Raw genomic sequence first — 20,001 nt, 5'->3', positions numbered from 1 at the left:
GCGGCTACTGGAAGCCGATCCGGCCGTCGCGGCGCTCGGCGAACGACTCGCGACCGCCGCCTTTGAACTCGTCCTGCATCCGCTCGTAGTAGTCCATCAGGTCGTCGGTGATTGTCGGCCGCACCGACTCCAGGGCCTTGCGGAAGTGGCGCATCTCGATCTCGTCGGCCTCGGTGTTCTCCCGGAGCGCCTCGATCGCCGCCTCGCGCGCGATCGACTCGAGGTCCGACCCGACGTACCCCTCGGTGATCTCGGCGATCTCGCGGAGGCTGACGTCGGGCGCGAGCGGGCTCGTGCCCGTGTGGATCTTGAGGATCTCCTCGCGCCCCTCCTCGCTGGGCTCGCCGACGAGGACGAGCCGGTCGAACCGCCCCGACCGGATGAGCGCCGGGTCGATCATGTCAGGTCTGTTGGTCGCCCCGATGACCATCACGTCGCCCATGTCTTCGAGACCGTCCAGTTCGGTCAACAGCTGGTTGACGACGCGTTCGGAGACGTTGTTCCCCATCTCCTGGCCGCGCGACGGCGCGAGCGCGTCGAGTTCGTCGAAGAAGATGACCGTCGGCGACACCTGCCGCGCCTTGCGGAACGTCTGCCTGATGGCCTTCTCCGACTCGCCGACCCACTTCGACAGGAGCTGGGGACCCCTGACGGAAATGAAGTTGGCGTTCGTCTCGTTGGCCACCGCCTTGGCGATGAGCGTCTTGCCCGTCCCCGGCGGACCGTACAGGAGGACGCCCTTCGGCGGCTCGATGCCCATGCGCTCGAACCGGTCGCGTTCGCGCAACGGCCACTCGATCGACTCTTCGACCTGCTGTTTCGCCGCCTCGAGGCCGCCGACGTCGTCCCACGAGATCTTCGGCAACTCGACCAGGACCTCGCGCATCGCCGACGGCTCGACCTCGCCGAGCGCGCCGTTGAAGTCCGCGCGCTTGACGATCATCCGGTCGATGAGCGACGGCGGGATGTCCTCCTCGTCGAGGTCGATCTCGGGGAGGTACCGCCTGAGGGCCTTCATCGCGGCCTCCTTGGTCAGGGACTCGATGTCGGCGCCGACGAAGCCGTGAGTCTCGTCCGCCAGCATGTCGAGGCTTACGTCGTCGCTGAGCGGCATCCCGCGGGTGTGGATCTGAAGGATCTCTTTCCGTCCCTCCTCGTCGGGGACACCGATCTCGATCTCGCGGTCGAACCGACCCGGCCGGCGGAGCGCGGGGTCGACAGAGTCCACTCTGTTGGTCGCGGCGATGACGATGACCTGCCCCCTCGTTTCGAGGCCGTCCATCATCGTCAACAACTGGGCGACGACCCGGCGTTCGACCTCGCCGGTGACGTCCTCGCGTTTAGGCGCGATCGAGTCGAGTTCGTCGATGAAGATGATCGAGGGAGCCTCCTCATTGGCGTCCTCGAAGATCTCTCGCAGCTGTTGTTCAGACTCTCCGTAGTACTTCGAGATGATCTCGGGGCCGGCGATGGAGAAGAAGCTGGCGGAAGTCTCGTTGGCGACGGCCTTCGCCAGGAGCGTCTTCCCGGTCCCCGGGGGCCCGTGCAAGAGCACACCCTGCGGCGGCTCGATGCCGAGCTTCTTGAAGATCTGCGGGTGCTTCATCGGGAGTTCGACCATCTCCCGCACACGCTGGATCTCGTTCTGCAGGCCACCGATGTCCTCGTAGGTGATACCGCCGCCGGTCTTTTCGAAGCCCGAGATGGGTTCTTCGCGGAGTTCGACGTCGGTGTCCTCGGTGATGAGACAGACGCCGTCGGGCTCGGTTTCGACGGCGATCAGCGGGATCGCCTGCCCGGGCGACCGCATGAACGGGTGGTTCGTCGAACTCATCACCGGGACGATGTCGCGTTCGACGACCGGCCGCTTGAGGATCTGCCGTTTCACCATCCCGGCGGCGTCGGAGCCGAACTGCACCGACGCCTCCTCGGGGGGTGCGAGGACGAGTGTGTCCGCCTTCTTCGCCTCCGCCTTCCGGATCGTCACGCGTTCGCCGATACCGACGTCCGCGTTCTGCCGCGTGAAGCCGTCGATCCTGACGGTGTCCGTGTTCCAGTCCTGCCGGTCCGCACGCCACACCTTCGCCGCCGTGGTCTCACCACCTTCGATCTCGATGATGTCACCCGGCGAGAGTTTGAGATGGAGCAACGTGTCCGGGTCGAGACGGGCGATACCGCGCCCCGAGTCGTTCGGGTACGCCTTCGCCACTTCGAGTTGCACTTCGTTCATGATTGACTCGCGGGAATTCCTCCGTAGATGTCCGCTTTTCGGCGACGCCGCGTGATAAGTGCTTTGTTAGGGGGGGTACCGGCCGTCTTCCGCACTGTCCACACGTGTGTCACTGTATCTCGGGGTATGGCTCGGGCGTATTAATCCCTACCGACGGGCGCGTCGGTTCGGCAACCGCGGGGGCTTTGACGCCGGACCTCCTGGCCCCGACCATGCGAACCCTCGCCTTCGACGGCCGGACCGGTGCCAGCGGCGACATGCTCCTCGGCGCGCTGGTCGCCGCCGGCGCCGACCCCGCACGCCTGGCCCCCGTCGAGGAGGCGCTCGACGTCCGCTTTCGCGTGACGGAGACCACGAAAAACGGGATCCGAGCGACCTCGGTCGACGTCCGTCCCCCGAACGCGGACTGCGACGAGGCGGAGTCCGACCCGGCCCCACGGAGCCGTAGCGACGACGCGAGCGACGGACAGGAACACGACCGCGGTCCCGATAGCAGTCAGGGCCACGGTCACGATAGCAGTCACGGCCATACTCACGGCCACGGTCACGACGGCGATCACGACCATGGGGACGGCCACGACCACGGAGACGAGTCGGGTGGGTCGGCCGAGGGCGCGGGTCCACACCGCACCTACGCCGAGGTGCTCGGGGTCGTCGCCGGCATGGGTCTCGACGAGGCGGTCGAGACGCGGGCGCGGTCGGCGTTCCGTCGACTGGGCGAGGCCGAGGCGGCCGTCCACGGGACCGATCTCGACGAGACGCACTTCCACGAGGTCGGTGCCGACGACGCCATCGCCGACGTCGTCGGCTGCTGTCTCCTCCTCGCGGATCTCGACGTCGACCGCGTGGTCACGACGCCGGTCGCCGCCGGCGGCGGCATCGTCCGGATGGGCCACGGGAGCTACCCCGTGCCCGCGCCGGCGGTCGTTGAGATCGCCGGCGACGCCGACTGGTCGCTCCGCGGCGGTCCGCTGGAGCGCGAACTCCTCACCCCGACGGGCGCGGCGCTTCTGGCCGAGTTCGCCGACGGCGTCGACGCGCTTCCGCCCCTGACGGTCCGCACGTCGGGGTACGGTGCCGGGAGGAAGTCGTTCGACGAGCACCCGAACGTCCTCCGGGCGATCGTCGGTGACGGCACTGGCCGACTGGTGCGCGACGAGATCACCGTCTTGGAGACGAACCTCGACGACGCCGCCCCGGAGGTGCTCGGCGGGTTGCACGAGTCGCTCGCCGACGCCGGCGCGCGCGACGTCTCGATCCTCCCGGCGACGATGAAGAAGTCCCGGCCGGGCCACTTGGTCAAGGTCGTCACCAGACCCGAGGACGCCGAACGGGTCGCCCACCGGCTCGCCGTCGAGACCGGGACGCTGGGCGTCCGCGAACACGGGGCGGGCCACCGCTGGGTCGCCGACCGCGCCTTCGAGACCGTGACGCTCGACGTGGCGGGGGAGGCGTACGACGTTCCGGTCAAGATCGCCTCGACGGCCGACGGCGCGGTGTACGACGTCAGCGCGGAGTACGACGACGCGGCGGCCGTCGCCCGCGAGACCGACCTGCCCGTCAGAGAAGTGCTCCGGCGGGCCGAAGCCGCCGCCGGCGACCGCCTGGAGACGGGGGGTGACCGGGAGTGACTCCTCGACCGAGCACGAGGCGGACGGATCGGGTCGGCTCCGCCGGCGGCCGGCTCAGCCGGTGGCCCGGACGGTGACGACCTGACAGTCGAGTTTCTCCTCGAGGAACGTCTCGATGTCGGGGTCGTCGAGGAACCGTCTGACCATCTGTCGCCAGCGCGAGGCCTGCTGTGAGCCGATAACGACGATGTCGGCACCCTCGGCGGCGACCTCTTCGAGGATGGTCTCCTCGACGAGGAAGCCGCGGCGGACGACGTAGCGCGCGCGATCGACGCGACCGACCGCGCGCTCGGCCGCACGCTTGAGATCCGCGCGGGTCACCCCGCGAGAGTCCTGATACAGATCGACGTGCAGTACGGTCAGGTCCGCGTCCCGTTCTCTGGCGATACGGACGGCCTCGCGGAGTGTCGCTTCGGAGGGACCAGTCAGGGGGTACCTGACCGGGACCACGACGCGCGTCATACGCAGGATGAAACGCCCCGGTGGCCTGAACGTTTCTGTTGCGGCTCACTTCTCGATGCGGCTGTCGACCGCGGCGTCGACCCCGTTCGCACGGGCGTACGACCAGAGCACCTCGTACTGGATGCCGACCTCGCCCGCGCGGTGGTGCTGGTCGAGCGTGGGGAACTCGTGGTCCGTGTGGAGGAGGTAGTCCGACGTGCCGACCGTGTACGTCGCCGCGGGGTCGAGGGGGTCGCCACCGACCCGGACCGACTCGACCGAGCCGTCGTCGACGGCGAGTTCGACGCCGCTGACGTGTGTGTGCCACCAGTCGGGGTCGCCGAAATCAACCGCCGAGCCGTCGGACTCGGCCATGATCCCCCGCAGTTCCGCGCCCGTCACCTCCGCGACGACGACCTGTTCCTCGAAGGGGACGACGCTCACCAGGTCGCCGGTGGTGACGTCGCCGCCGAGCGGCGGCCCCTCGCGGATGCCGCCGCTGTTCTGGAGGCCGACGTCCGCGTCGGTCGCCCAGCGGTACGCGTCGGCGACGAAGTTGCCGATCCGGCACTCGCCGCCGAAGACGGTCGCTCTGTCTCTGACCAAGGGCTCGTCGACGTGGGCGACGACCTCGTCGAGGTCGGCGGCGGAGATCCGCCCGCGGAGCGCGTCGACCAGGGGCTCGTACGGGTCGGCGTCGGCGGTCTCGTGGATCCTCGCGGTGCCGTCTTCGAGGTCGACCTCGACGACGGCCTCGCCGTTCACCCCCGGACGGGTACAGCGCGTGCCGTCCACCGACTCGTTCCGTCGGCTGTGGACGTGTCCCCCGAGGACGACGTCGACGCCGTCGACCGCGGCGAGGGCGTCGTCGCCCGCGCCGAGGTGCGAGAGGGCGACCACGTGGTCGGTCCGGCCGGCGAGCGCGTCAACGGCGTCGCGCGCGGCCGCGATCGGATCGGTGAACTCGACCGTGGCGGCCATCGGGTTGATCGAACCCGTCGCCGGGTCGGTGACGCCGAAGAAGCCGACGCGGGCACCGTCGACCAGTTCGACGGTGTGGGGGACGACGCCCGCCCCGGCACCGAAGCGCCCGCCGTCGTACCCCGTGTTCGCGCTCACCCAGGTCGGGTCGGCATCGGCCACCAGTTCGAGGGTGGCCTCGGGGCCGAAGTCGAAGTCGTGGTTCCCGAACGTCTCGACGGCGGTGTCGACGGCGGCAAAGAGGTCCAGCGCCTGCCGACCGCGCTCGACGAGCGCGACGACGCCCGGTGCGGCCGTGTCGCCCGTGCCGACCACGAGCGCGTCGGGACCGGCGAGCGAGCGGAGACGGCCGGCGAGACGGCCGGCACGCAGGGGATCGTCGTAGACGTTTTCCACGTCGGAGTACTGGAGGAGCCGAGGCATCGCTTCACTGACGACCGGCCCCGCGGGTAAAAAGCGGTTCCGTTCGCGCTTACGCCGACTCCTCGAGTTCGAAGGCGACCGTGACCTCGGCCTGGTACTCGCGGTCGGCGACGGAGGCGATCTCGACGCCGAGTTCGTCGACCTCTACCCAGTGGACGTTGTCGAGGGTGTTGTTCGCTCGGTCGATCGCGTCGTCGACGGCGCCGTCGAAGCTCTCGGGACTGCGCCCGATGAGCGTGATCTTCTTGTACACCATGACGTGCCGAGGTACGGTACACGGGAACAAAAAGTCACACCCTCGTCAGAACTGGCCCAGCGCCTCGGTCGCGGGGGACGCCGCCTCCCACGACCGCTCGATCCGTTCGCGCGCCCAGGCGACGCTGGCGGGGTCGGCCGCGTGGGCGAGCCCGATCGGCTCGCCCGTCTCGTCGTAGCAGACGAGGACGGCAGTCTCCTCGCCTTCGGCGTCGACCACGGCTACCGTCGTCCCACGGCAGTCGTCCGCGATCCGCAGGTCGTGCCGGGGTGAGGAGACGAGCGTCCGCAGTTCGGGCTCGTGGTACGCGCGCATCCGGTCGACGGTCTCCCGGCTCGTGAGGAGTTCCATCCGGAGCGTGTCGTCGTCCAGCAGTCGCTCTCGGACCGGCGTCGGAACGTCACCCCGGAAGACGGCTCCGGCCGAACACACCGCCGTCGCGTCCGTCAGGAGATCGACCAGAAAGCGGACCGGGCCGTGGCGGTCCTCGTCGGCGGTGACGACGGTGGCGTCGCGGAACAGCGCCGGCGGTGGGTCGAGGTCGGCGGCCGCGAGGAGCGGCCGTGCCTGCATGAGACCCTCGACGGTCGACAGCGTCTCGCACAGGTGCCGGCGCACGAGATCCCCGGCCGTCGTCGTGGTGTATTGCCCGTCGATCCGGTCGACGAACCCGTACGATTCGAGCGCCGACAGCGCGCGGTTGACCGTCGACCGTGAGACGTCCAGTCGACGAACGATGGAGGCCTTGTCGAGCGGCTGGTCGGCGAGCAATGCGAGCAACTCGCGACGGCGCGCGACCGTCTCGAACGCCTCAGCTGACTCCCCCCGTTTCATCCCTGATTATACGTTGCGAGAATCATGAGTATATATCTACCGGATTGCTAACTATTTCAATCCAGACAGTGAACGTTCTCCGTGGATCTGTTCACACGGTGACCAGTCCGTCGCGACCCGACGGGAGAGCCGAGTCGGCTCCCGGGGATCCACACGACGACTGAGGTAATGTCGCTCCACCACCGACAGTGATCGTGGGCGATCCACCGTGGCTCTCGGTGGGGCGTCCACCGACGAAGATGGGGGGAGGGGAGCTCGCTCCCGAGGGATGTCACACGGAGGGCGCGTCGGCCCGTTCGTGGCTGTCGGCGCGTCCGCGGCTTCTCGTGTCGACCGTCGACCGACGCCGAGCGGCCGCCGTCAGTCGGAGGTGCGACGGTCGAGTCGACCGGTGAGCGCGCCGACCACGTCGCCGAGATACGCCGTCCCCCAGAGCGCGACGACGAGTCCGCCGACCGTATCGAACACCAGGTCCAACAGCGTGTCTTCGAGCCCGTACTGGGTCAGGATCGCGTCGCTGCCGAGGAGCTCCGCGAGGCCGCCGACGGCGAACTCCAGCACCTCCCAGAGCACGCCGAAGGCGACGACGAACAGGAGGACGAAGACGAAGGTGAACTGCCACGGGAAGGAGACCTCGGCGGTGTGTTCGTCGATCGCGCGGACGGTGGCGTAGCCCGCGGCAGCGACGATCGACGACGAGAGGGTGTGGGTGAGGTGGTCCCACCACCCGACGCTCTGGTAGAAGCTGAGCTCCGAGCCGGGGAGGCCGACGGTTCCCACCGCGTGGAGGAACACCGCGGTCGTGAGCCACAGCGTGAGCCCCGCGTCCATCGGGATGTGGTGATCGCGTTCGAGAATCGCGGGGAGGTAGGTGACCGCGAGCGCGATGGCGCCGTTGGCGACGATGCCGACGTTACCACGATCGAGGCCGATGAAGACGATCCCGACGAGGACGACCTGCATCGCCCGCGAGAGCCGACGCTGGCTCGTCGGTCCGATGCCGAGGCGGTCGCGGAGCCTCACCGTCGTCCCCCCTCGCCGACGCCGCCGCTCGCCCGCCGCCGTCGGAAGTAGTACTCGAAGAGCAGTCCCGCCAACAGCCCCGCGAGCGTCGCGGCCACGAAGTCCCACATGAGCTCCGTCTCGATCACCGACTCGGGCCGCCCGTCGAGGAGCAACGATGTCCCGAGGAAGAGGTCGGCGGCCCACTGGACGACCGCCCAGACCCCCGCGGCGGCCGTCGTGGTGACGACGACGAACAGTAGGGCGAACGCGTCGTTCATCCGAACCGGGGTGAAGACGTCGAGTTCGACGGCGATGACGAGCGCGACGGCCGCGACCGCGAGATACGTCGTCATGCGCCCCGTGAGCGTGAAGCCGCCGACGCGCTGGCCGATCACGAGCGTCCGCCCGACGACCGGGAGCGACGCCACCAGCAACACCTCCCAGGGGAGCATCCGGAACGGATCACGGTACCGGACCGCGGGCACGACGGCGAGGACGGCGACCGCCGCGACGAACCCCGCCCAGACGACGCTCCCGCCGGTGACGTTCGCCCCCGCGGCGACGACGAGAAAGCCAACGAGGAGCCACGCGAGCGCGGCGTTGAGTCGCTGGCTCTCGACGATACCGCGTAGACCGGCAGGGTTCGACATGCCTCGTGGTACGGCCGGGTGGGGAGAAACCGTTTTCGACGGGCCGCGGGGCCGAGCGGCGGACCGCGTCGGTCACTGCCCACGCCATCCCTTCGCTCACAGGAGGAGATACGCCACGGCGTAGGCGGCCCACGCGACGGTCACGGCCGACAGCGCGGTGACGAGCGCCGTCGTCCGATCCGGGACCGACACCCGGCGGTCGCCGACGATCCGGATCCGGGGGACCGCTCCGACCGCCCCGACCGCGACGACGCTCAACACGAACGGGTACGAGAGGTCGAGCGTCGGCGGCGGGATGAGAAAGACGCTCACGGCGTACCCCGCCGCGACGGCGACCCGCGGGAGCGTCGCGTCGCGGAGCCGCGCGTCCGAGCGGTCGAACAGCACGCCCACCGCGAGCCAGACAGTCAGGAGTTCGACCGCGAACGCGGCGAGCAAGTGCAGCGTCGGATCGCCCGCGAGGGCGACGCGCTCGGCGAGCAAGACGGCGTCGAACGGGTAGAGAAACGCCGGCGGCGTTCCGGTGAACACGTCGCCGAACGGGTGCGATAGCAGGCCGAACACCGCCGCCGCGGCGACCGGGCCCACGCCGAGCGTCGTGCGCCGGATCGTGACCTCGCTGACCACGACCGCGCTCACGACGAACGCCACGGTGACCAGGCCGCCGAGCGTGCCGGCGACGGCGGCGATACCCGCGGCGAGAGCGGCCCCGAAGAGGGCCGCCGCGACGACGAGCGGGCGAGACCGCCGGCGCCGCCCGAGGACGTACGCGGCGGCGACGACGGCGACCAGGCCCGCGACGACGAGCGAGTGGGTCACGCCGCGGTGGACGACCGTCGACGTCGACCAGAACGCCGAGGCGAGCGCGAGCGCGTCGAGACGGGTGCCGAGGAGGCCAATGGGCGCGTACAACATGTCGATGTCGGGGACCGCGGCGAACGCGCCCGCGACGAGGCCGACCGCGAGGGCGTCCCGGCGTGGCCACTGCCAGCGCCGGGCGGCGAGCCCGGCGACGACCGCGAACGCGAGGGCGGAGTGGCCGACGAACACACTCGTATTTCGACCGTTCGAGGAATAAATCGACCGTGACGGATGGTACCGTGGACCGTTACGCCGGCACGGGGTCGGAGCCGTGGACGACCTCGTAGTCGTCTGCTCCCGATTCGACCCCGATGACCGCCCACTCGAAGTCGGGCGCGGACTGTCGGAGGCGGCTGGCGAGTTCCCCTGTTCTGTCGGCCCAGGTGACGAAACACTGGAACTGATAGTCACTCTCGCGGATCGTCCCGCCGTCGGCGAGTGCGCCGGCGGATCGGGAGGAGGTGGCGGTCACGCGGACGGTCCGCCACTTGCGTTCGGCCAGCAGTTCCGGGCCGTTCCCCGACACCTCGTAGCCGAGGCGGCGGAAGATCGTCCGGGCCTCTTCCACGGGTGGCATGGTAACAGGGGCCATGTACCCCCAAATACCACACATGTCGTGATAAAGTTTGTCACAGTTGTCAGGTTCTGCGAACACCCCGCTCGTCCGGCCCGCTGTCGCTTGCCATCGGTCGCGGGCCGCCCCGCGACCGACCCGGTCGTGACCGACAGCGGGCCGTCTCACTCGTGGGCGGCGTCCCACTCGTCCGGTTTGCGGACGTTCCGGCAGTCGTTACACTCGACCCTGCCCATCGTGTCCATCGCCGTGTCGAACGAGTCGCAGTTGCCGCAGCGGTACCCCCAGCGGACCTCCCGGTCGGGCGTGACGTAGACGACGTAGAAGGGACCTTTCGACCCGCGTTCGACATCGTTCCGATCGACGTACACCGTGTCGCCGGCCGTCGTCTCCACGGCTTCGAGTTGCATACGTACTCCACTCCCTGCCGGGATAAATAACGTCCCATCGACCGACCCGCCGGTCGAGCGGTGCTCGCCCGCACGACGACTGCGGGCCCGTCGTGTGGGAGCGCCTCGTCGATCTCGTCGATCTCGTCGGAGGTCGTTCGACGCCGAGCGTGCGGTCGGGATCGTTTCACGCACCTCACGAAAACGGCAAATTTCGTCTCCGACGAGACAAACTGTCAACACCAACGTACGCGTGGGCCGTCCTCACCCGGGGATCTCACATGAGCGCCGCGTCGAAGCTGCGACAGGCAGCGGTACTGGTCGCTGTCGCCGGGTTCGGCATCGTCGGGTACGGCTTGAGCGTCCTGTACGCGGCCTACGCCGGCACGGGGTTCGAGTTGGGCGTCGATGCCCTCGGCGGGGTCAGGAGAGCCGATCTCGCGGCGAGCAACCCGTAACTGCTCCACTACGTCGACCACCTGCACGTCGGCCTCGGTGGGCTCTTGATCGCGCTCGGTGCGCGCTCGCGATGCCTGGTTGGTACGGAATTCGAGCGGGGTACCGCTGGTCGGTGACGACGTGTCTCGTGGTCGCGCTGATCGCGCTGACGACGAATTTCCTGGTTCACGACCGCCCCGGCTTCGGATACGACTGGCTGATACACATCGCACCGAGCGTGCTCGTGACGCTCCTCGTCGGGGTGGCGCGCGCGCCAACCAGGGAGTCCAGCCAGCCGCCGATCCCTCGTAATCACGGTCGCGACGGCGGGGAGAATTCGCGGGGACCGCGTCGTCACTCGCGGTGGGTCGAGTACGGACTGTGGATCGGGGCTGACGACGCCGGCTACGTCCGGAACGACTCGCCGCAGCCGCACTCGCTCACTACGTTGGGGTTCTCGACGTGGAAGCCCGCCGCCTGGAGACCGCTCTCGTAGTCGAGGGTGGAGCCGCCGATGTACTTCTGCGAGGCGGGATCGACGAAGATCCGCAGGCCGTGGTGTTCGGTCACCGCGTCGTCCGGTTCGGGCTCGTCGTCGAACCGCATCCCGTACGAGAGTCCGGCGCAGCCGCCCTGTTGGACGAACAGGCGGAGGCCGGCGATGTCCGTGTCCAGCCCTTCTCCCTCCAGGAGCGACAGCGCCTCCGAGGCCGCGGCTTCGGTCACGCGAACGGGGGTGTCGTCCCCTTCGACCGCTTCTGCGCTCATACTCTCCCTTTCGGAGCCAGTGAGTTAACCTTGACGCAGGCGGCGGTCGGCCGCCGGCCGCCGGCCGCCGGCTCGTGAACCGTCGGTCACGGCGGGTGCCGACCGCCGCCTGGCTCACGGCTCGACGGGCGACGCCACTGGCTCACTCGGCGTCGCCGGACTCGTCGGCTCCGAACCGCGCGCGGACGCTCTCGGCGTGGGCTTCCAGCCCTTCCGCCTCGGCGAGCGTCGTGATCGTTCCCGCGAGATCGTCCAGCCCCTCCCGTGAGAGCCGCTGGACGGTCGACGATCTGAGGAACGTATCGACCGAGAGGCCGCCGTGGAGCCGCGCGCCGCCGCCCGTGGGGAGGACGTGGTTGGTGCCCGAGGCGTAGTCGCCCGCCGCGACGGGCGTGTACGGGCCCAGGAAGACGCTCCCGGCGTTCGTGATCCGGTCCAACAGCGCTTCGTCGCCGTCGGCCTGGATCGAGAGGTGCTCGGCGGCGTACTCCTCGGCGAACAGGACGGCTTCCGGCATCGATCGCGCGAGGAACACCCCCGAGGCGTCGTGCTCGAGCGCCTCGCGGGCGGTGTCGGCGCGGACGCGCTCGGGGAGTCGCTCGTCGAGTTCCGCGAGCACCGCTGCGGCCACGCTCTCGGAGTCGGTGACGCACACCACCGAGGCGTTCGGGTCGTGTTCGGCCTGTGCGAGCAGGTCCGCGGCGACGTACCCCGGCTCCGCGGAGCCGTCGGCGAGCACCAGGATCTCCGAGGGACCGGCGAGGAAGTCGATCTCCACGTCACCTCTGACCGCCGCCTTCGCCGCGGTGACCCACCGGTTGCCGGGGCCGACGACCTTCTGGACCGCGTTGACGGTGTCGGTCCCGTACGCGAGCGCCGCGACGGCCTGCGCGCCGCCGACGGCGTACACCCGGTCGGCACCGGCCTCGTGGATCGCCGCGAGGGTGACGGGGTTCATCTCGTCGGCGGGCGGCGTCGCGACGGCGACGTGGTCGACGCCCGCGACGGCGGCCGGTACGACACCCATGATCGCACTCGACGGGTACGCCGCCGCGCCGCCGGGCACGTAGACGCCGACGCGCTCGATGGGCCGGAAGCGCCGCCCGAGTTCCTTACCCCCCTCTTCGGCGCGCCAGTCCGCGGGGCGCTGGCGCTCGTGGAACGACCGGACGTTGTCGATGGCGGTTCCGATCGCCGCGAGCACGTCGTCGTCGACTGCGTCGACGGCGCGTTCGGCCTCGTCGGTGACGTCGATGTTGCCGACCTCACAGCCGTCGAACTCGCGGGAGAACTCGCGGACAGCGACGTCGCCCTCGCTCTCGACGCGGTCGACGATCTCGCGGACGTCGCTCCGGACGGCGGCGACGCCCGCGTCGCGCTCGAACAGCGCCTCGCGTTCGGCCGGGCGGAGGTCGCCGACGGACCGTACCTCGAGGTCCAGGTTCATACGTCGTCTTGGATCAGGGGGCGAAAAGACGTTCCGACTCGCCCCCACCACCGTCGGTGATCCCGCCGGCATCGACGCCGACAGCGCCACGCCCGTCGCCGGCACGCGTCGCGTCCGGGGATACACTTTCCACACTTGGTCCCGATGACCGGAACGATGCCCGAGCCACGAATCATCAGTGTCGGCCTCTCGGATCTCGGGAGGACCGACCTCCCCGGACGGGACCTCTTCTCGGCGGCGCTCGCGGCGGCGTTCGCGGACCTGCCGGATCCCGCGGAGGTGGTCGACGCGCTCTACGTCGGGAATCAGTCCGAACAGTACGAGAACCAGATCATGCAGGGGACGCTCATGGCCCAGTGGGCGGGGCTCAGAGCGATCCCCGCCGAGCGGGTCGAAGGCTGTGCGGCCGCGGGCGCGCTCGCGCTGAAGAACGCCGTCCGGGACGTCCGAACCGGGACCCACGACGCGGTGCTCGCTTGCGGCGTCGAGAAGATGACCGCCGGCGGCACCGAGGGGGCGACGAACGCGCTCGCGGCGGCGTTCGACCGCGCGCTCGAACAGCGCTCCGGCGTCACCGCCCCTAGCCAGTACGCCCTCCTCGCCCAGCGGTACCTCCACGAGCACGACGTCGGCGAAGAGGCCCTCGCGCGCATCGCGGTGAAGAACCACCGCAACGGCGCGCGGAACCCACACGCGATGTTCCAGCGGGAGATCGACGTCGACACGGTACTGGAGTCGCCGCCGGTCGCACGCCCCCTCAAACTGTACGACTGCGCGCCGGTCACCGACGGCGCGGCGGTCGCGCTCGTCGTCTCGCCGGCGGTCGCGGACGAGCTGGTCCCGCGGGACGAACAGGTCGCAGTCGGCGGGTCGGCCGTTACCGCGAACAACATCTCCGTGGCCGAGCGCGACCTGACGTTCGTCGAAGGGGCGAACCTCGCCACCGAGCGGGCCTACGACGAGGCCGGCGTCACCGCCAGCGACGTCGACGTGGCGGAGGTCCACGACGCCTTTACCGTCTGTGAGGCGCTCCTGGCGGAGTCGGTCGGCTTCGCGCCGCGGGGACGGGGGACCGAGTCCGCGTTGCACCCCGACGAACGGAGTCCCGGGTGGACCGACGTCCGCCTGAACACGAGCGGCGGGCTGAAGGCTCGCGGCCACCCGATCGGTGCGACGGGGGTCGCACAGGCCGCCGAAGCGTACGACCAACTCACCGGCCGGGCGGGCCAGCGACAGGTCGACGGCGCGCGCGTCGCGCTCCTCGTCAACGAGGGTGGGGTCGCCGACGCGGTGACGGCCGCGCACGTCCTCACGAGGCCGGACGGAGGTGTCCACGGATGACCGACGGCGGCTACCCGGAGGGACCGCTCGGACCCGACGAGATCACGGCCGAGAGCCCCTTCACGCTCCCCGGCTTCTTCGACGCGCTCTCCGACGCCGACCTCCTCGCGGCCGAGTGCAACGACTGCGACGCCGTGCTCGTCCCGCCGCGGCCCGCCTGTCACGCCTGCGGCAGTCGGCAGGTGTCGATCTCCGAACAGCCGCGGACCGGCACGGTGTACTCGTACACCGAGGTCCGGCGACCGCCCACGGCGTTCGAGGATCTCGCGCCGCTGACGATCGCGGTCGTCGAACTCGACTCCGGGGCGCGGCTGACCGGGCGGGTCGACGCCGCCTACGACGACATCGAGATCGGAACGCCGGTCGAACTGACGGTCCGCTCGCCCGACGTCGAGGAGGAAGCGATGCTCTCGTACGAACGGGAGTGGCCGCTCCACGTCTTCGAGACTCGGGACTGATCCGGCGGACGTCGCGGCTCCTCGGTCGCTCCGCGCGACAGAGTTAGGCGACTGACCCTCCTCGACGTGGTATGGAGCGTCCTACCGACGCGAGCACCGCGTGGCGTCGGGTCGCCCTGACGGGCGGTGTCCTGTTCGTCTCGACGGTGACGCCGGCGAAGCGACGCGACCCCCCCGAACCCCCGCCGTACGGGGTCGACAAGGTGGCCCACGCGGTCGCACACGCCTGGTTCGCGGTCACCCTGCTCGACGCGTTCGAGGCCACCGGGTGGTCCCGGGAGGCCCCCGTCGTGGCGGTGGGGCTCTCGGCGAGTTCCGGCGTCGCGCTCGAACTGCTCCAGCGGTGGGTTCCGGGTCGGCGCTTCGAGTCCGGGGACGTCGTCGCGGGCGTCGTCGGGAGCGTCGTCGCGGTCGCCGCGGCACGGCGCTGTGATCGGTCGACGCGGACGGCGGGTGACGGTCGCGACTGAGCCGGTGCCCGCCGCGGCGATGACCTCGCCAGCACCTGGTAACACTCGCGTCAGCAGAGACTCAAGTCGTTCCGGCCCGTATTCGGAGCCGATGACGACTCCCACTCCGACGCCGGGTATCCACCACGTCACGTGCATCGCCGGCGACCCACAGCGGAACATGGACTTCTGGGTCGAGACGCTCGGGCTGCGGCTGGTGAAGCGCTCGATCAACCAGGACGACCCCAGCACGTACCACTTCTTCTTCGCGGACGCCGAGGGAACTCCGGGGACGAGCATGACGTTCTTCCCGTGGGGTGATCTCCCGCAGGGGAAGGTCGGCTCCGGACAGGTCTCTCGCACCGCGTTCCGCGTCCCCGAGGGAAGCCTCGACTACTGGGAGGCGCGGTTCGACCAGTACGGCGTCGACTACGACGCGAGGGTGGAACGGTTCGGTGACGAGGCGCGAAGCGTCTCGGAGAACGCGAGCGGCGACGAGCCGCGAGCCGAGACGGTCCTCCCCTTCCGCGACCCCGACGGGCTCCCCGTGGAACTGGTCGAAGTCGAGATCCCGGACGACGACCCGACCGTCCCGTGGACGGAGTTCGTCCCCGATGAGTACGCGATCCGCGGCTTCCACTCGGTGACGCTGTGGGTGGCGGACCCCGAGCCCACGAAGGACCTGCTCCGGACGATGGGACTGGAGGAGATCGGGACCGAACAGGCACAGGGAGACACTCCGGGCGACGAGCGGACCCGCTTCGCCGCGAGCGGCTCGGTCGGGCGGTACGTCGACGTACTCCCGACCATCCAGGGCGGCCGACAGGGCCACGGCACGGTCCACCACGTCGCCTTCCAGACGCCGACTGACGAGGACCAGGAGTCGATGCGCGCGGCCGTCCAGTCGGAGGGGCTGCGTCCGACCGCCCAGATCGACCGCCACTGGTTCCGCTCGGTCTACTTCCGAGAGTTCGGCGGCGTGCTCTTCGAACTCGCCACGAGCGACCCGGGCTACGCCAGCGACGAACCGCTCGACGACCTGGGTGGGCGACTCGTCCTCCCCGGCTCGTTCGAGTCGCGCCGCGAGGAGATCGAGGCCGAGCTCCCCGACGTGACGATCCCGCGGGCGGAGCCGGTCGAAGCCGACGACTGAGTCCGAGCCGATCGGTGCGTCTCGGTCCAGTTCGGGGGGTCGTAACGGCACGGACTCGACAGCGAACCCGTCGCCGCGCCATCGTGTCAGTCCTCCCCTTCCGCGACTGCGGCCGACTTCGACGGAGTCGGACGAGAACACTGAAACACCAGTCGCCGCTGCTCGTGAATCGGGACCGTCGCTCGGGCCGCTATGTGATCGACACACGACTCGTGCCCGTCGACTGCCGGTGAATCGGTAATCCGGTGACGGGGAGGACGTAGTCCGGGGACGGGGAGAACGAGTGAGCGTTACCGACCCTCGGGGCTGACGTCCAACGTCCCCTCGGCTGCCGTTCGAGCGTCACGCCACCAGACGAGCTCGAACTCGATGCTCTGTTTCGCCTCGGTGTCGCCCTCGGACCAGTCCGACTCGCCTTCCAGTTTGAACGTCACCTGCCTTGTTGAACGCAAGACAGCGTCGGGGTGGGGTTGCTGATCTACAATTTTACGGCGCTAAAGACGGCTTCTCGCCCTCAGAAGATGCAGTAGCTGTCACTCACAGCGGTTGCTGATGAGTCAAAACTATGGTACCTTGCTCCATTGTTCCGGTGACGGCGGCGATGCCTCTCCCGGATACGTCCGGAGAAGGGGAGCAGACGGCGAGCCCTAACTCGCCGCCTGCGTCAGGTTATGCACGATGCACTTGCGAGTCAGCTCCCGGAACTGGCCATGCCAGCTCCGGGAGCGGAGCTTCTCGCCGTCGTCTTCCTTCAACTGCGAGAAACCTGTCTCGCTCATCCAGCGTTGGTTGTAGTCCTCGTTCATCCGGGCGTTGTGGGCCTTCTGCAACGGTGTCTGCTCCCTGTGCTTGATCAACGGTCGCGTTGAGTTGGAGCGACACTCCTCGCGGAGGTCGCTCCACGAATAGTTCGCATCAGCAACAACACACGCAGGTCTTCCGCGTTCCGGCGGAAGACCTGCATCCCGATGTGGCCGTCCCAGGCTTTCTTCGTCGTGAAATGAACGTCCTTGATCGCCAGCGAGTTCACGTCGATCAAGATCGTCGTCTTCATCGACTGGAACGAGTAATTCGCGCGGTCGCGGTAGTGGTAGCTGGTTTGATCGCGCTGGAAGCCACTCGCGTCAATCGCGGCTTCACCACTCCAGCCCGCCTGCTCCGCCGAAGCGCGGAGCAGGCGGCGCAGGTCACGCATCCGGTACTCTTGTTCCCACCGGCAGAACGAACTGTAGTGCGGTGCCTCGTCAAGTTCGAACACGGCGAGGACACCGGGCATCTCGTTAAGATAGTCTTCAGTCTCACGGAGGCTCTTCTCCAACTCGACGCGGTACAGAATCAAGGCGATCTGCACCCATTTCGCGTACCCGCCCGCGCCGTCCGGCGCGGCGGGTACTTCCGGGTCGTCAACGTGCTGTTTGGCAAGATCTCGACACATCCGTGCTAGCCGTCTGAGCGATGCCATATCGCCAGACGGCGTCCAATTACGGGTTAGCGTGACGGAATCTTCCCGTGAGAGCGTCTGAAGCTGCCGTTAGTCGACCGCAAAACAAGGCAACGTCACCGGGTTCGTCGGGCTCAATCGGACCTGCCGACCACCGAGTTCGAGCGTCAGGTCCCCGTCACCGTCGAGTTGGTCGGCGAACTCGCGGAGGGACGCTGCAATCTCCGACCGCGTCATCTCGGCTTCAGTTTCTAGCTCACCCATGCCAGGTGGTACGCCAGCCAGCCCGATAAGATGGGAGGGAACTCCTCGAACTCGGGGAACGTACTCGCCGCTAACTGGTTGTATCCGTCCGGAGCACTGCCGATCGGCGAGCGCCGGCCGAGTTCGATTCAGGCGCCGTCGCGTCGATCGATAGCACACCATTCTTTCTCTTCGCCCTCCTTCGGACACTGTGACCGAGACGATTCAGGGGCAAGTCCTGCACGTCATCCCCCCGGACGAACTGGACGACCACGACCTGACACCCGGTCTGCAGGAACTGGCCGAGTCACGATACGTGCTCGTCCTCCGGCGAGGGGGCCACCCCTCGATACTGGAACTCGTCGGAGCGTTCGTTCGTCGCAGACCGATCGAGGCGGTGACTGTCGTGACGAATCAGCGTGTCGATGAGGACGAGGAAGTCACGTTGACCGTCGAGACGACGGAGATGGCCGGCGTGTACGTCACGGCGGCCTCCGCCCCGGACAGATAGACGCGGCCGGGGCCGGTGTTTGCTCGGGGTGCAACCGGGGACTCGGCGGCCGGGGAGGACCGTATCGAACCGGGACGCTGAATCGTCTGTCGTGGCTGTCGCCTGTGAAAATACGGGATTGACGATCTCGCGAGCGTACTGATTCGAGGGCGCGAACCGGCCACCTCCGACGACAATTCGGACGCTCCGTCTGTCTCTCAGTTGCTGGATATTAGCCAATTGATTCCCTCGCATCAGTGTCCTACGCCTGCGAGACCAGCACCGTCGAAGACAACGAACTCGTCATCTGCGTCCAGCACGAGAGACCGAGCGACCCGAGGAGGCGAAGGACTGGCTGCCAGCACCCGAAGGTGTCTTCCGTTTTACTTCGTTCAGGTCGACGTCGGTGGTGTGCTTTCGGAATTCGAAATGTACGCCCGGAACACTAACGACCGGTCTCATCCCTGGGCTGCGTGCCGTGTCGACCGGGAAACCCTCGTGCCGGGCGACCCGCGTTCGGTCCGAACTGGACCAGGCGCGGGCGGACCTGTCTATCCCACACCGGGGTTCTCCGCGCGTCATCGCGCCCTCTTGGGCGTGCTCGGGCGGGGACTGCGGTGTGGATTGACTATAACGGACGCAGCGACAAACCAGTTGCGACAGCCGTCCGAGCCGCCGATATCCAGGAATATTTATATTTCGAATACGTGGCAGACGACAGATGAATTCGCGGATCACCGCTCTCGTGGTCGTGATCGTCCTCGTGGCGGGCTGTACCGGCAGTCCGGGTGGGAGGGATCTCGAAGGAAGCGTCGACGTCTACGTCGGGAACCAGGGCCAACCGGTCGAGGGGTTCGCTCACCTGAACGTGACGGTGAGTGACGTGAGCTTCGTCCCGGGCGACCGGGCCAACGGCGATCCGAACACCCCGGCGAACGGAACCGAGACCCAGCGGTTCGACCGAACGGTGAACCGGACGACGGTCGATCTGACGACCGTCCAGGGCGACTCGGCCGCGTTCGTCGACACGGTGGCACTCCCGGTCAGGGAGGAGTACACGACGGTCGTCCTCACCGTGACCGACGTCGAGGCGACGCTGGCGTCGGGCGAACGGGCGAACGTGACGCTCCCCGGCGGGACGCTGAACGTGAGCACCGGGTTCGGGGTCGAACCGGACACGGAGACGGCGCTGCTCCTCGACGTGAGCGCGTCCGAAGGCGACAACGGGACGTACACGCTCGCGCCCGTCGACGCCCGGACGGGACTGAACCTGACGACGCCGGCGGCTACTGGTGCGGGTTCCAGCGCGGACGCGACGGGGACGAACGGCGGGCAGGGCCAAGAACAGGAGCAGAGTCAGACGGCCGGCACGGGAACCGCCACGGCGGCCGAAGCGGCGAACGGAACCGAGACGACCTCGACGAACACGGCCGAGTCGTGAACGGGGCCGCTGCTCTGGGCTGATCGGAACCGAACCGCGTGTGGGTGACCTGGTCGG

At 68.7% G+C, this 20,001-nt stretch carries 21 protein-coding genes and 2 pseudogenes; 8 read left to right on the top strand and 15 right to left on the bottom strand.

Going from position 1 to position 20,001, the window contains the following annotated elements:
• Positions 1-4 precede the first annotated feature (4 nt).
• On the bottom strand, positions 5-2,230 hold the full coding sequence (locus NKJ07_RS03020) for a CDC48 family AAA ATPase (RefSeq protein WP_318569117.1): 2,226 nt from the start codon (positions 2,228-2,230) through the stop codon (positions 5-7).
• Positions 2,231-2,442: 212 nt separating this feature from the next.
• Between NKJ07_RS03020 and larC the strand changes: the two genes are divergently transcribed.
• The gene (gene larC, locus NKJ07_RS03015; protein WP_318569116.1) at positions 2,443-3,861 is read left to right on the top strand and encodes a nickel pincer cofactor biosynthesis protein LarC; all 1,419 of its coding nucleotides are present in this window, start codon (positions 2,443-2,445) and stop codon (positions 3,859-3,861) included.
• Between the two features lie 54 nt (positions 3,862-3,915).
• On the opposite strand, the gene NKJ07_RS03010 is transcribed toward larC, so the two are convergent.
• The 9 genes from NKJ07_RS03010 to NKJ07_RS02970 form a co-directional block, all read right to left on the bottom strand.
• The gene (locus NKJ07_RS03010; RefSeq protein WP_318569115.1) at positions 3,916-4,323 is read right to left on the bottom strand and encodes a universal stress protein; all 408 of its coding nucleotides are present in this window, start codon (positions 4,321-4,323) and stop codon (positions 3,916-3,918) included.
• Between the two features lie 45 nt (positions 4,324-4,368).
• Positions 4,369-5,706: a bifunctional metallophosphatase/5'-nucleotidase gene (locus NKJ07_RS03005; protein ID WP_318569114.1), complete on the bottom strand. Its 1,338-nt coding sequence runs from the start codon at positions 5,704-5,706 to the stop codon at positions 4,369-4,371.
• Positions 5,707-5,755: 49 nt separating this feature from the next.
• Entirely contained in the window at positions 5,756-5,962 is a 207-nt protein-coding gene (locus NKJ07_RS03000; protein WP_318569113.1) for a dodecin, read from the bottom strand.
• A 45-nt stretch (positions 5,963-6,007) separates the two neighbouring features.
• Complete coding sequence (locus tag NKJ07_RS02995) at positions 6,008-6,796, bottom strand: helix-turn-helix transcriptional regulator (RefSeq protein WP_318569112.1); 789 nt, start codon at positions 6,794-6,796, stop codon at positions 6,008-6,010.
• Between the two features lie 360 nt (positions 6,797-7,156).
• Complete coding sequence (locus NKJ07_RS02990) at positions 7,157-7,819, bottom strand: DUF2238 domain-containing protein (RefSeq protein ID WP_425504714.1); 663 nt, start codon at positions 7,817-7,819, stop codon at positions 7,157-7,159.
• On the bottom strand, positions 7,816-8,451 hold the full coding sequence (locus NKJ07_RS02985; RefSeq protein ID WP_318569111.1) for a hypothetical protein: 636 nt from the start codon (positions 8,449-8,451) through the stop codon (positions 7,816-7,818). The genes NKJ07_RS02990 and NKJ07_RS02985 overlap by 4 nt, the downstream gene beginning before the upstream one ends.
• A 96-nt stretch (positions 8,452-8,547) precedes the next feature.
• On the bottom strand, positions 8,548-9,501 hold the full coding sequence (locus NKJ07_RS02980; protein WP_318569110.1) for a metal-dependent hydrolase: 954 nt from the start codon (positions 9,499-9,501) through the stop codon (positions 8,548-8,550).
• A gap of 58 nt (positions 9,502-9,559) precedes the next feature.
• On the bottom strand, positions 9,560-9,904 hold the full coding sequence (locus NKJ07_RS02975) for a DUF7116 family protein (RefSeq protein ID WP_318569109.1): 345 nt from the start codon (positions 9,902-9,904) through the stop codon (positions 9,560-9,562).
• Between the two features lie 146 nt (positions 9,905-10,050).
• Positions 10,051-10,296, bottom strand: coding sequence for a DUF5816 domain-containing protein (locus NKJ07_RS02970; protein WP_318569108.1), 246 nt, complete (start codon positions 10,294-10,296; stop codon positions 10,051-10,053).
• A 260-nt stretch (positions 10,297-10,556) separates the two neighbouring features.
• On the opposite strand from NKJ07_RS02970, the gene NKJ07_RS02965 reads away from it, so the two are divergent.
• On the top strand, positions 10,557-10,733 hold the full coding sequence (locus tag NKJ07_RS02965; protein ID WP_318569107.1) for a hypothetical protein: 177 nt from the start codon (positions 10,557-10,559) through the stop codon (positions 10,731-10,733).
• Positions 10,734-11,118: 385 nt separating this feature from the next.
• Here the strand turns inward: NKJ07_RS02965 and NKJ07_RS02960 are convergent, their stop codons facing one another.
• Together NKJ07_RS02960 and hisD are read right to left on the bottom strand one after the other, a co-directional pair.
• Positions 11,119-11,481 (bottom strand): HesB/IscA family protein, encoded by a 363-nt coding sequence (locus NKJ07_RS02960; RefSeq protein ID WP_318569106.1) that lies wholly within the window; start codon positions 11,479-11,481, stop codon positions 11,119-11,121.
• 142 nt (positions 11,482-11,623) lie between these two features.
• Positions 11,624-12,928: a histidinol dehydrogenase gene (hisD, locus tag NKJ07_RS02955; protein ID WP_318569105.1), complete on the bottom strand. Its 1,305-nt coding sequence runs from the start codon at positions 12,926-12,928 to the stop codon at positions 11,624-11,626.
• A 156-nt stretch (positions 12,929-13,084) separates the two neighbouring features.
• Here hisD and NKJ07_RS02950 point away from each other — a divergent pair, with 156 nt between their 5' ends.
• The 4 genes from NKJ07_RS02950 (at position 13,085) to NKJ07_RS02935 (ending at position 16,329) form a co-directional block, all read left to right on the top strand.
• Complete coding sequence (locus tag NKJ07_RS02950) at positions 13,085-14,269, top strand: thiolase C-terminal domain-containing protein (protein WP_318569104.1); 1,185 nt, start codon at positions 13,085-13,087, stop codon at positions 14,267-14,269.
• Positions 14,266-14,727, top strand: coding sequence for a Zn-ribbon domain-containing OB-fold protein (locus tag NKJ07_RS02945; RefSeq protein ID WP_318569103.1), 462 nt, complete (start codon positions 14,266-14,268; stop codon positions 14,725-14,727). Before NKJ07_RS02950 ends, NKJ07_RS02945 begins: the two co-directional genes overlap by 4 nt.
• 71 nt (positions 14,728-14,798) lie before the next feature.
• Complete coding sequence (locus tag NKJ07_RS02940) at positions 14,799-15,197, top strand: VanZ family protein (RefSeq protein WP_318569102.1); 399 nt, start codon at positions 14,799-14,801, stop codon at positions 15,195-15,197.
• A gap of 91 nt (positions 15,198-15,288) precedes the next feature.
• A complete protein-coding gene (locus tag NKJ07_RS02935; protein WP_318569101.1) occupies positions 15,289-16,329 on the top strand; it encodes a VOC family protein in 1,041 nt (346 codons plus the stop codon).
• A 290-nt stretch (positions 16,330-16,619) separates the two neighbouring features.
• Here NKJ07_RS02935 and NKJ07_RS02930 read toward each other — a convergent pair.
• From NKJ07_RS02930 to NKJ07_RS02920, 3 genes and pseudogenes are all read right to left on the bottom strand, one after another.
• A pseudogene (locus tag NKJ07_RS02930) lies at positions 16,620-16,763 on the bottom strand (amphi-Trp domain-containing protein); the annotation flags it as partial.
• A 213-nt stretch (positions 16,764-16,976) separates the two neighbouring features.
• Positions 16,977-17,791 (bottom strand): annotated as a pseudogene (locus tag NKJ07_RS02925) (IS5 family transposase).
• 69 nt (positions 17,792-17,860) lie between these two features.
• On the bottom strand, positions 17,861-18,034 hold the full coding sequence (locus tag NKJ07_RS02920) for an amphi-Trp domain-containing protein (protein ID WP_318569099.1): 174 nt from the start codon (positions 18,032-18,034) through the stop codon (positions 17,861-17,863).
• Positions 18,035-18,224: 190 nt separating this feature from the next.
• On the opposite strand from NKJ07_RS02920, the gene NKJ07_RS02915 reads away from it, so the two are divergent.
• Both NKJ07_RS02915 and NKJ07_RS02910 read left to right on the top strand, forming a co-directional pair.
• Positions 18,225-18,524, top strand: a complete 300-nt coding sequence (locus NKJ07_RS02915; protein ID WP_318569098.1) for a DUF7526 family protein — start codon at positions 18,225-18,227, stop codon at positions 18,522-18,524.
• A gap of 700 nt (positions 18,525-19,224) precedes the next feature.
• Positions 19,225-19,944 carry a DUF4382 domain-containing protein gene (locus tag NKJ07_RS02910; protein ID WP_318569097.1) on the top strand — a complete coding sequence of 240 codons (720 nt, stop codon included), beginning with the start codon at positions 19,225-19,227 and terminating at the stop codon, positions 19,942-19,944.
• Positions 19,945-20,001: the final 57 nt, after the last annotated feature.

The sequence above is a fragment of the Salinigranum marinum genome (genome assembly GCF_024228675.1).
Classification (GTDB): domain Archaea; phylum Halobacteriota; class Halobacteria; order Halobacteriales; family Haloferacaceae; genus Salinigranum; species Salinigranum marinum.
This window is presented reverse-complemented; position numbering and strand designations above follow the sequence as displayed.

What these genes read in the sequence shown, in the direction of transcription:
- NKJ07_RS02940 (WP_318569102.1), top strand. Translation starts at nt 14,799, where the DNA reads ATGGAGCGTCCTACCGACGCGAGCACCGCGTGGCGTCGGGTCGCCCTG.
- NKJ07_RS02985 (WP_318569111.1), bottom strand. Translation starts at nt 8,451, where the DNA reads ATGTCGAACCCTGCCGGTCTACGCGGTATCGTCGAGAGCCAGCGACTC.
- NKJ07_RS02995 (WP_318569112.1), bottom strand. Translation starts at nt 6,796, where the DNA reads ATGAAACGGGGGGAGTCAGCTGAGGCGTTCGAGACGGTCGCGCGCCGT.
- NKJ07_RS02970 (WP_318569108.1), bottom strand. Translation starts at nt 10,296, where the DNA reads ATGCAACTCGAAGCCGTGGAGACGACGGCCGGCGACACGGTGTACGTC.
- NKJ07_RS03000 (WP_318569113.1), bottom strand. Translation starts at nt 5,962, where the DNA reads ATGGTGTACAAGAAGATCACGCTCATCGGGCGCAGTCCCGAGAGCTTC.
- NKJ07_RS02965 (WP_318569107.1), top strand. Translation starts at nt 10,557, where the DNA reads ATGAGCGCCGCGTCGAAGCTGCGACAGGCAGCGGTACTGGTCGCTGTC.
- NKJ07_RS02910 (WP_318569097.1), top strand. Translation starts at nt 19,225, where the DNA reads ATGAATTCGCGGATCACCGCTCTCGTGGTCGTGATCGTCCTCGTGGCG.
- hisD (WP_318569105.1), bottom strand. Translation starts at nt 12,928, where the DNA reads ATGAACCTGGACCTCGAGGTACGGTCCGTCGGCGACCTCCGCCCGGCC.
- larC (WP_318569116.1), top strand. Translation starts at nt 2,443, where the DNA reads ATGCGAACCCTCGCCTTCGACGGCCGGACCGGTGCCAGCGGCGACATG.
- NKJ07_RS03005 (WP_318569114.1), bottom strand. Translation starts at nt 5,706, where the DNA reads ATGCCTCGGCTCCTCCAGTACTCCGACGTGGAAAACGTCTACGACGAT.
- NKJ07_RS02950 (WP_318569104.1), top strand. Translation starts at nt 13,085, where the DNA reads ATGCCCGAGCCACGAATCATCAGTGTCGGCCTCTCGGATCTCGGGAGG.
- NKJ07_RS02975 (WP_318569109.1), bottom strand. Translation starts at nt 9,904, where the DNA reads ATGGCCCCTGTTACCATGCCACCCGTGGAAGAGGCCCGGACGATCTTC.
- NKJ07_RS02920 (WP_318569099.1), bottom strand. Translation starts at nt 18,034, where the DNA reads ATGGGTGAGCTAGAAACTGAAGCCGAGATGACGCGGTCGGAGATTGCA.
- NKJ07_RS02935 (WP_318569101.1), top strand. Translation starts at nt 15,289, where the DNA reads ATGACGACTCCCACTCCGACGCCGGGTATCCACCACGTCACGTGCATC.
- NKJ07_RS02960 (WP_318569106.1), bottom strand. Translation starts at nt 11,481, where the DNA reads ATGAGCGCAGAAGCGGTCGAAGGGGACGACACCCCCGTTCGCGTGACC.
- NKJ07_RS03010 (WP_318569115.1), bottom strand. Translation starts at nt 4,323, where the DNA reads ATGACGCGCGTCGTGGTCCCGGTCAGGTACCCCCTGACTGGTCCCTCC.
- NKJ07_RS03020 (WP_318569117.1), bottom strand. Translation starts at nt 2,230, where the DNA reads ATGAACGAAGTGCAACTCGAAGTGGCGAAGGCGTACCCGAACGACTCG.
- NKJ07_RS02945 (WP_318569103.1), top strand. Translation starts at nt 14,266, where the DNA reads ATGACCGACGGCGGCTACCCGGAGGGACCGCTCGGACCCGACGAGATC.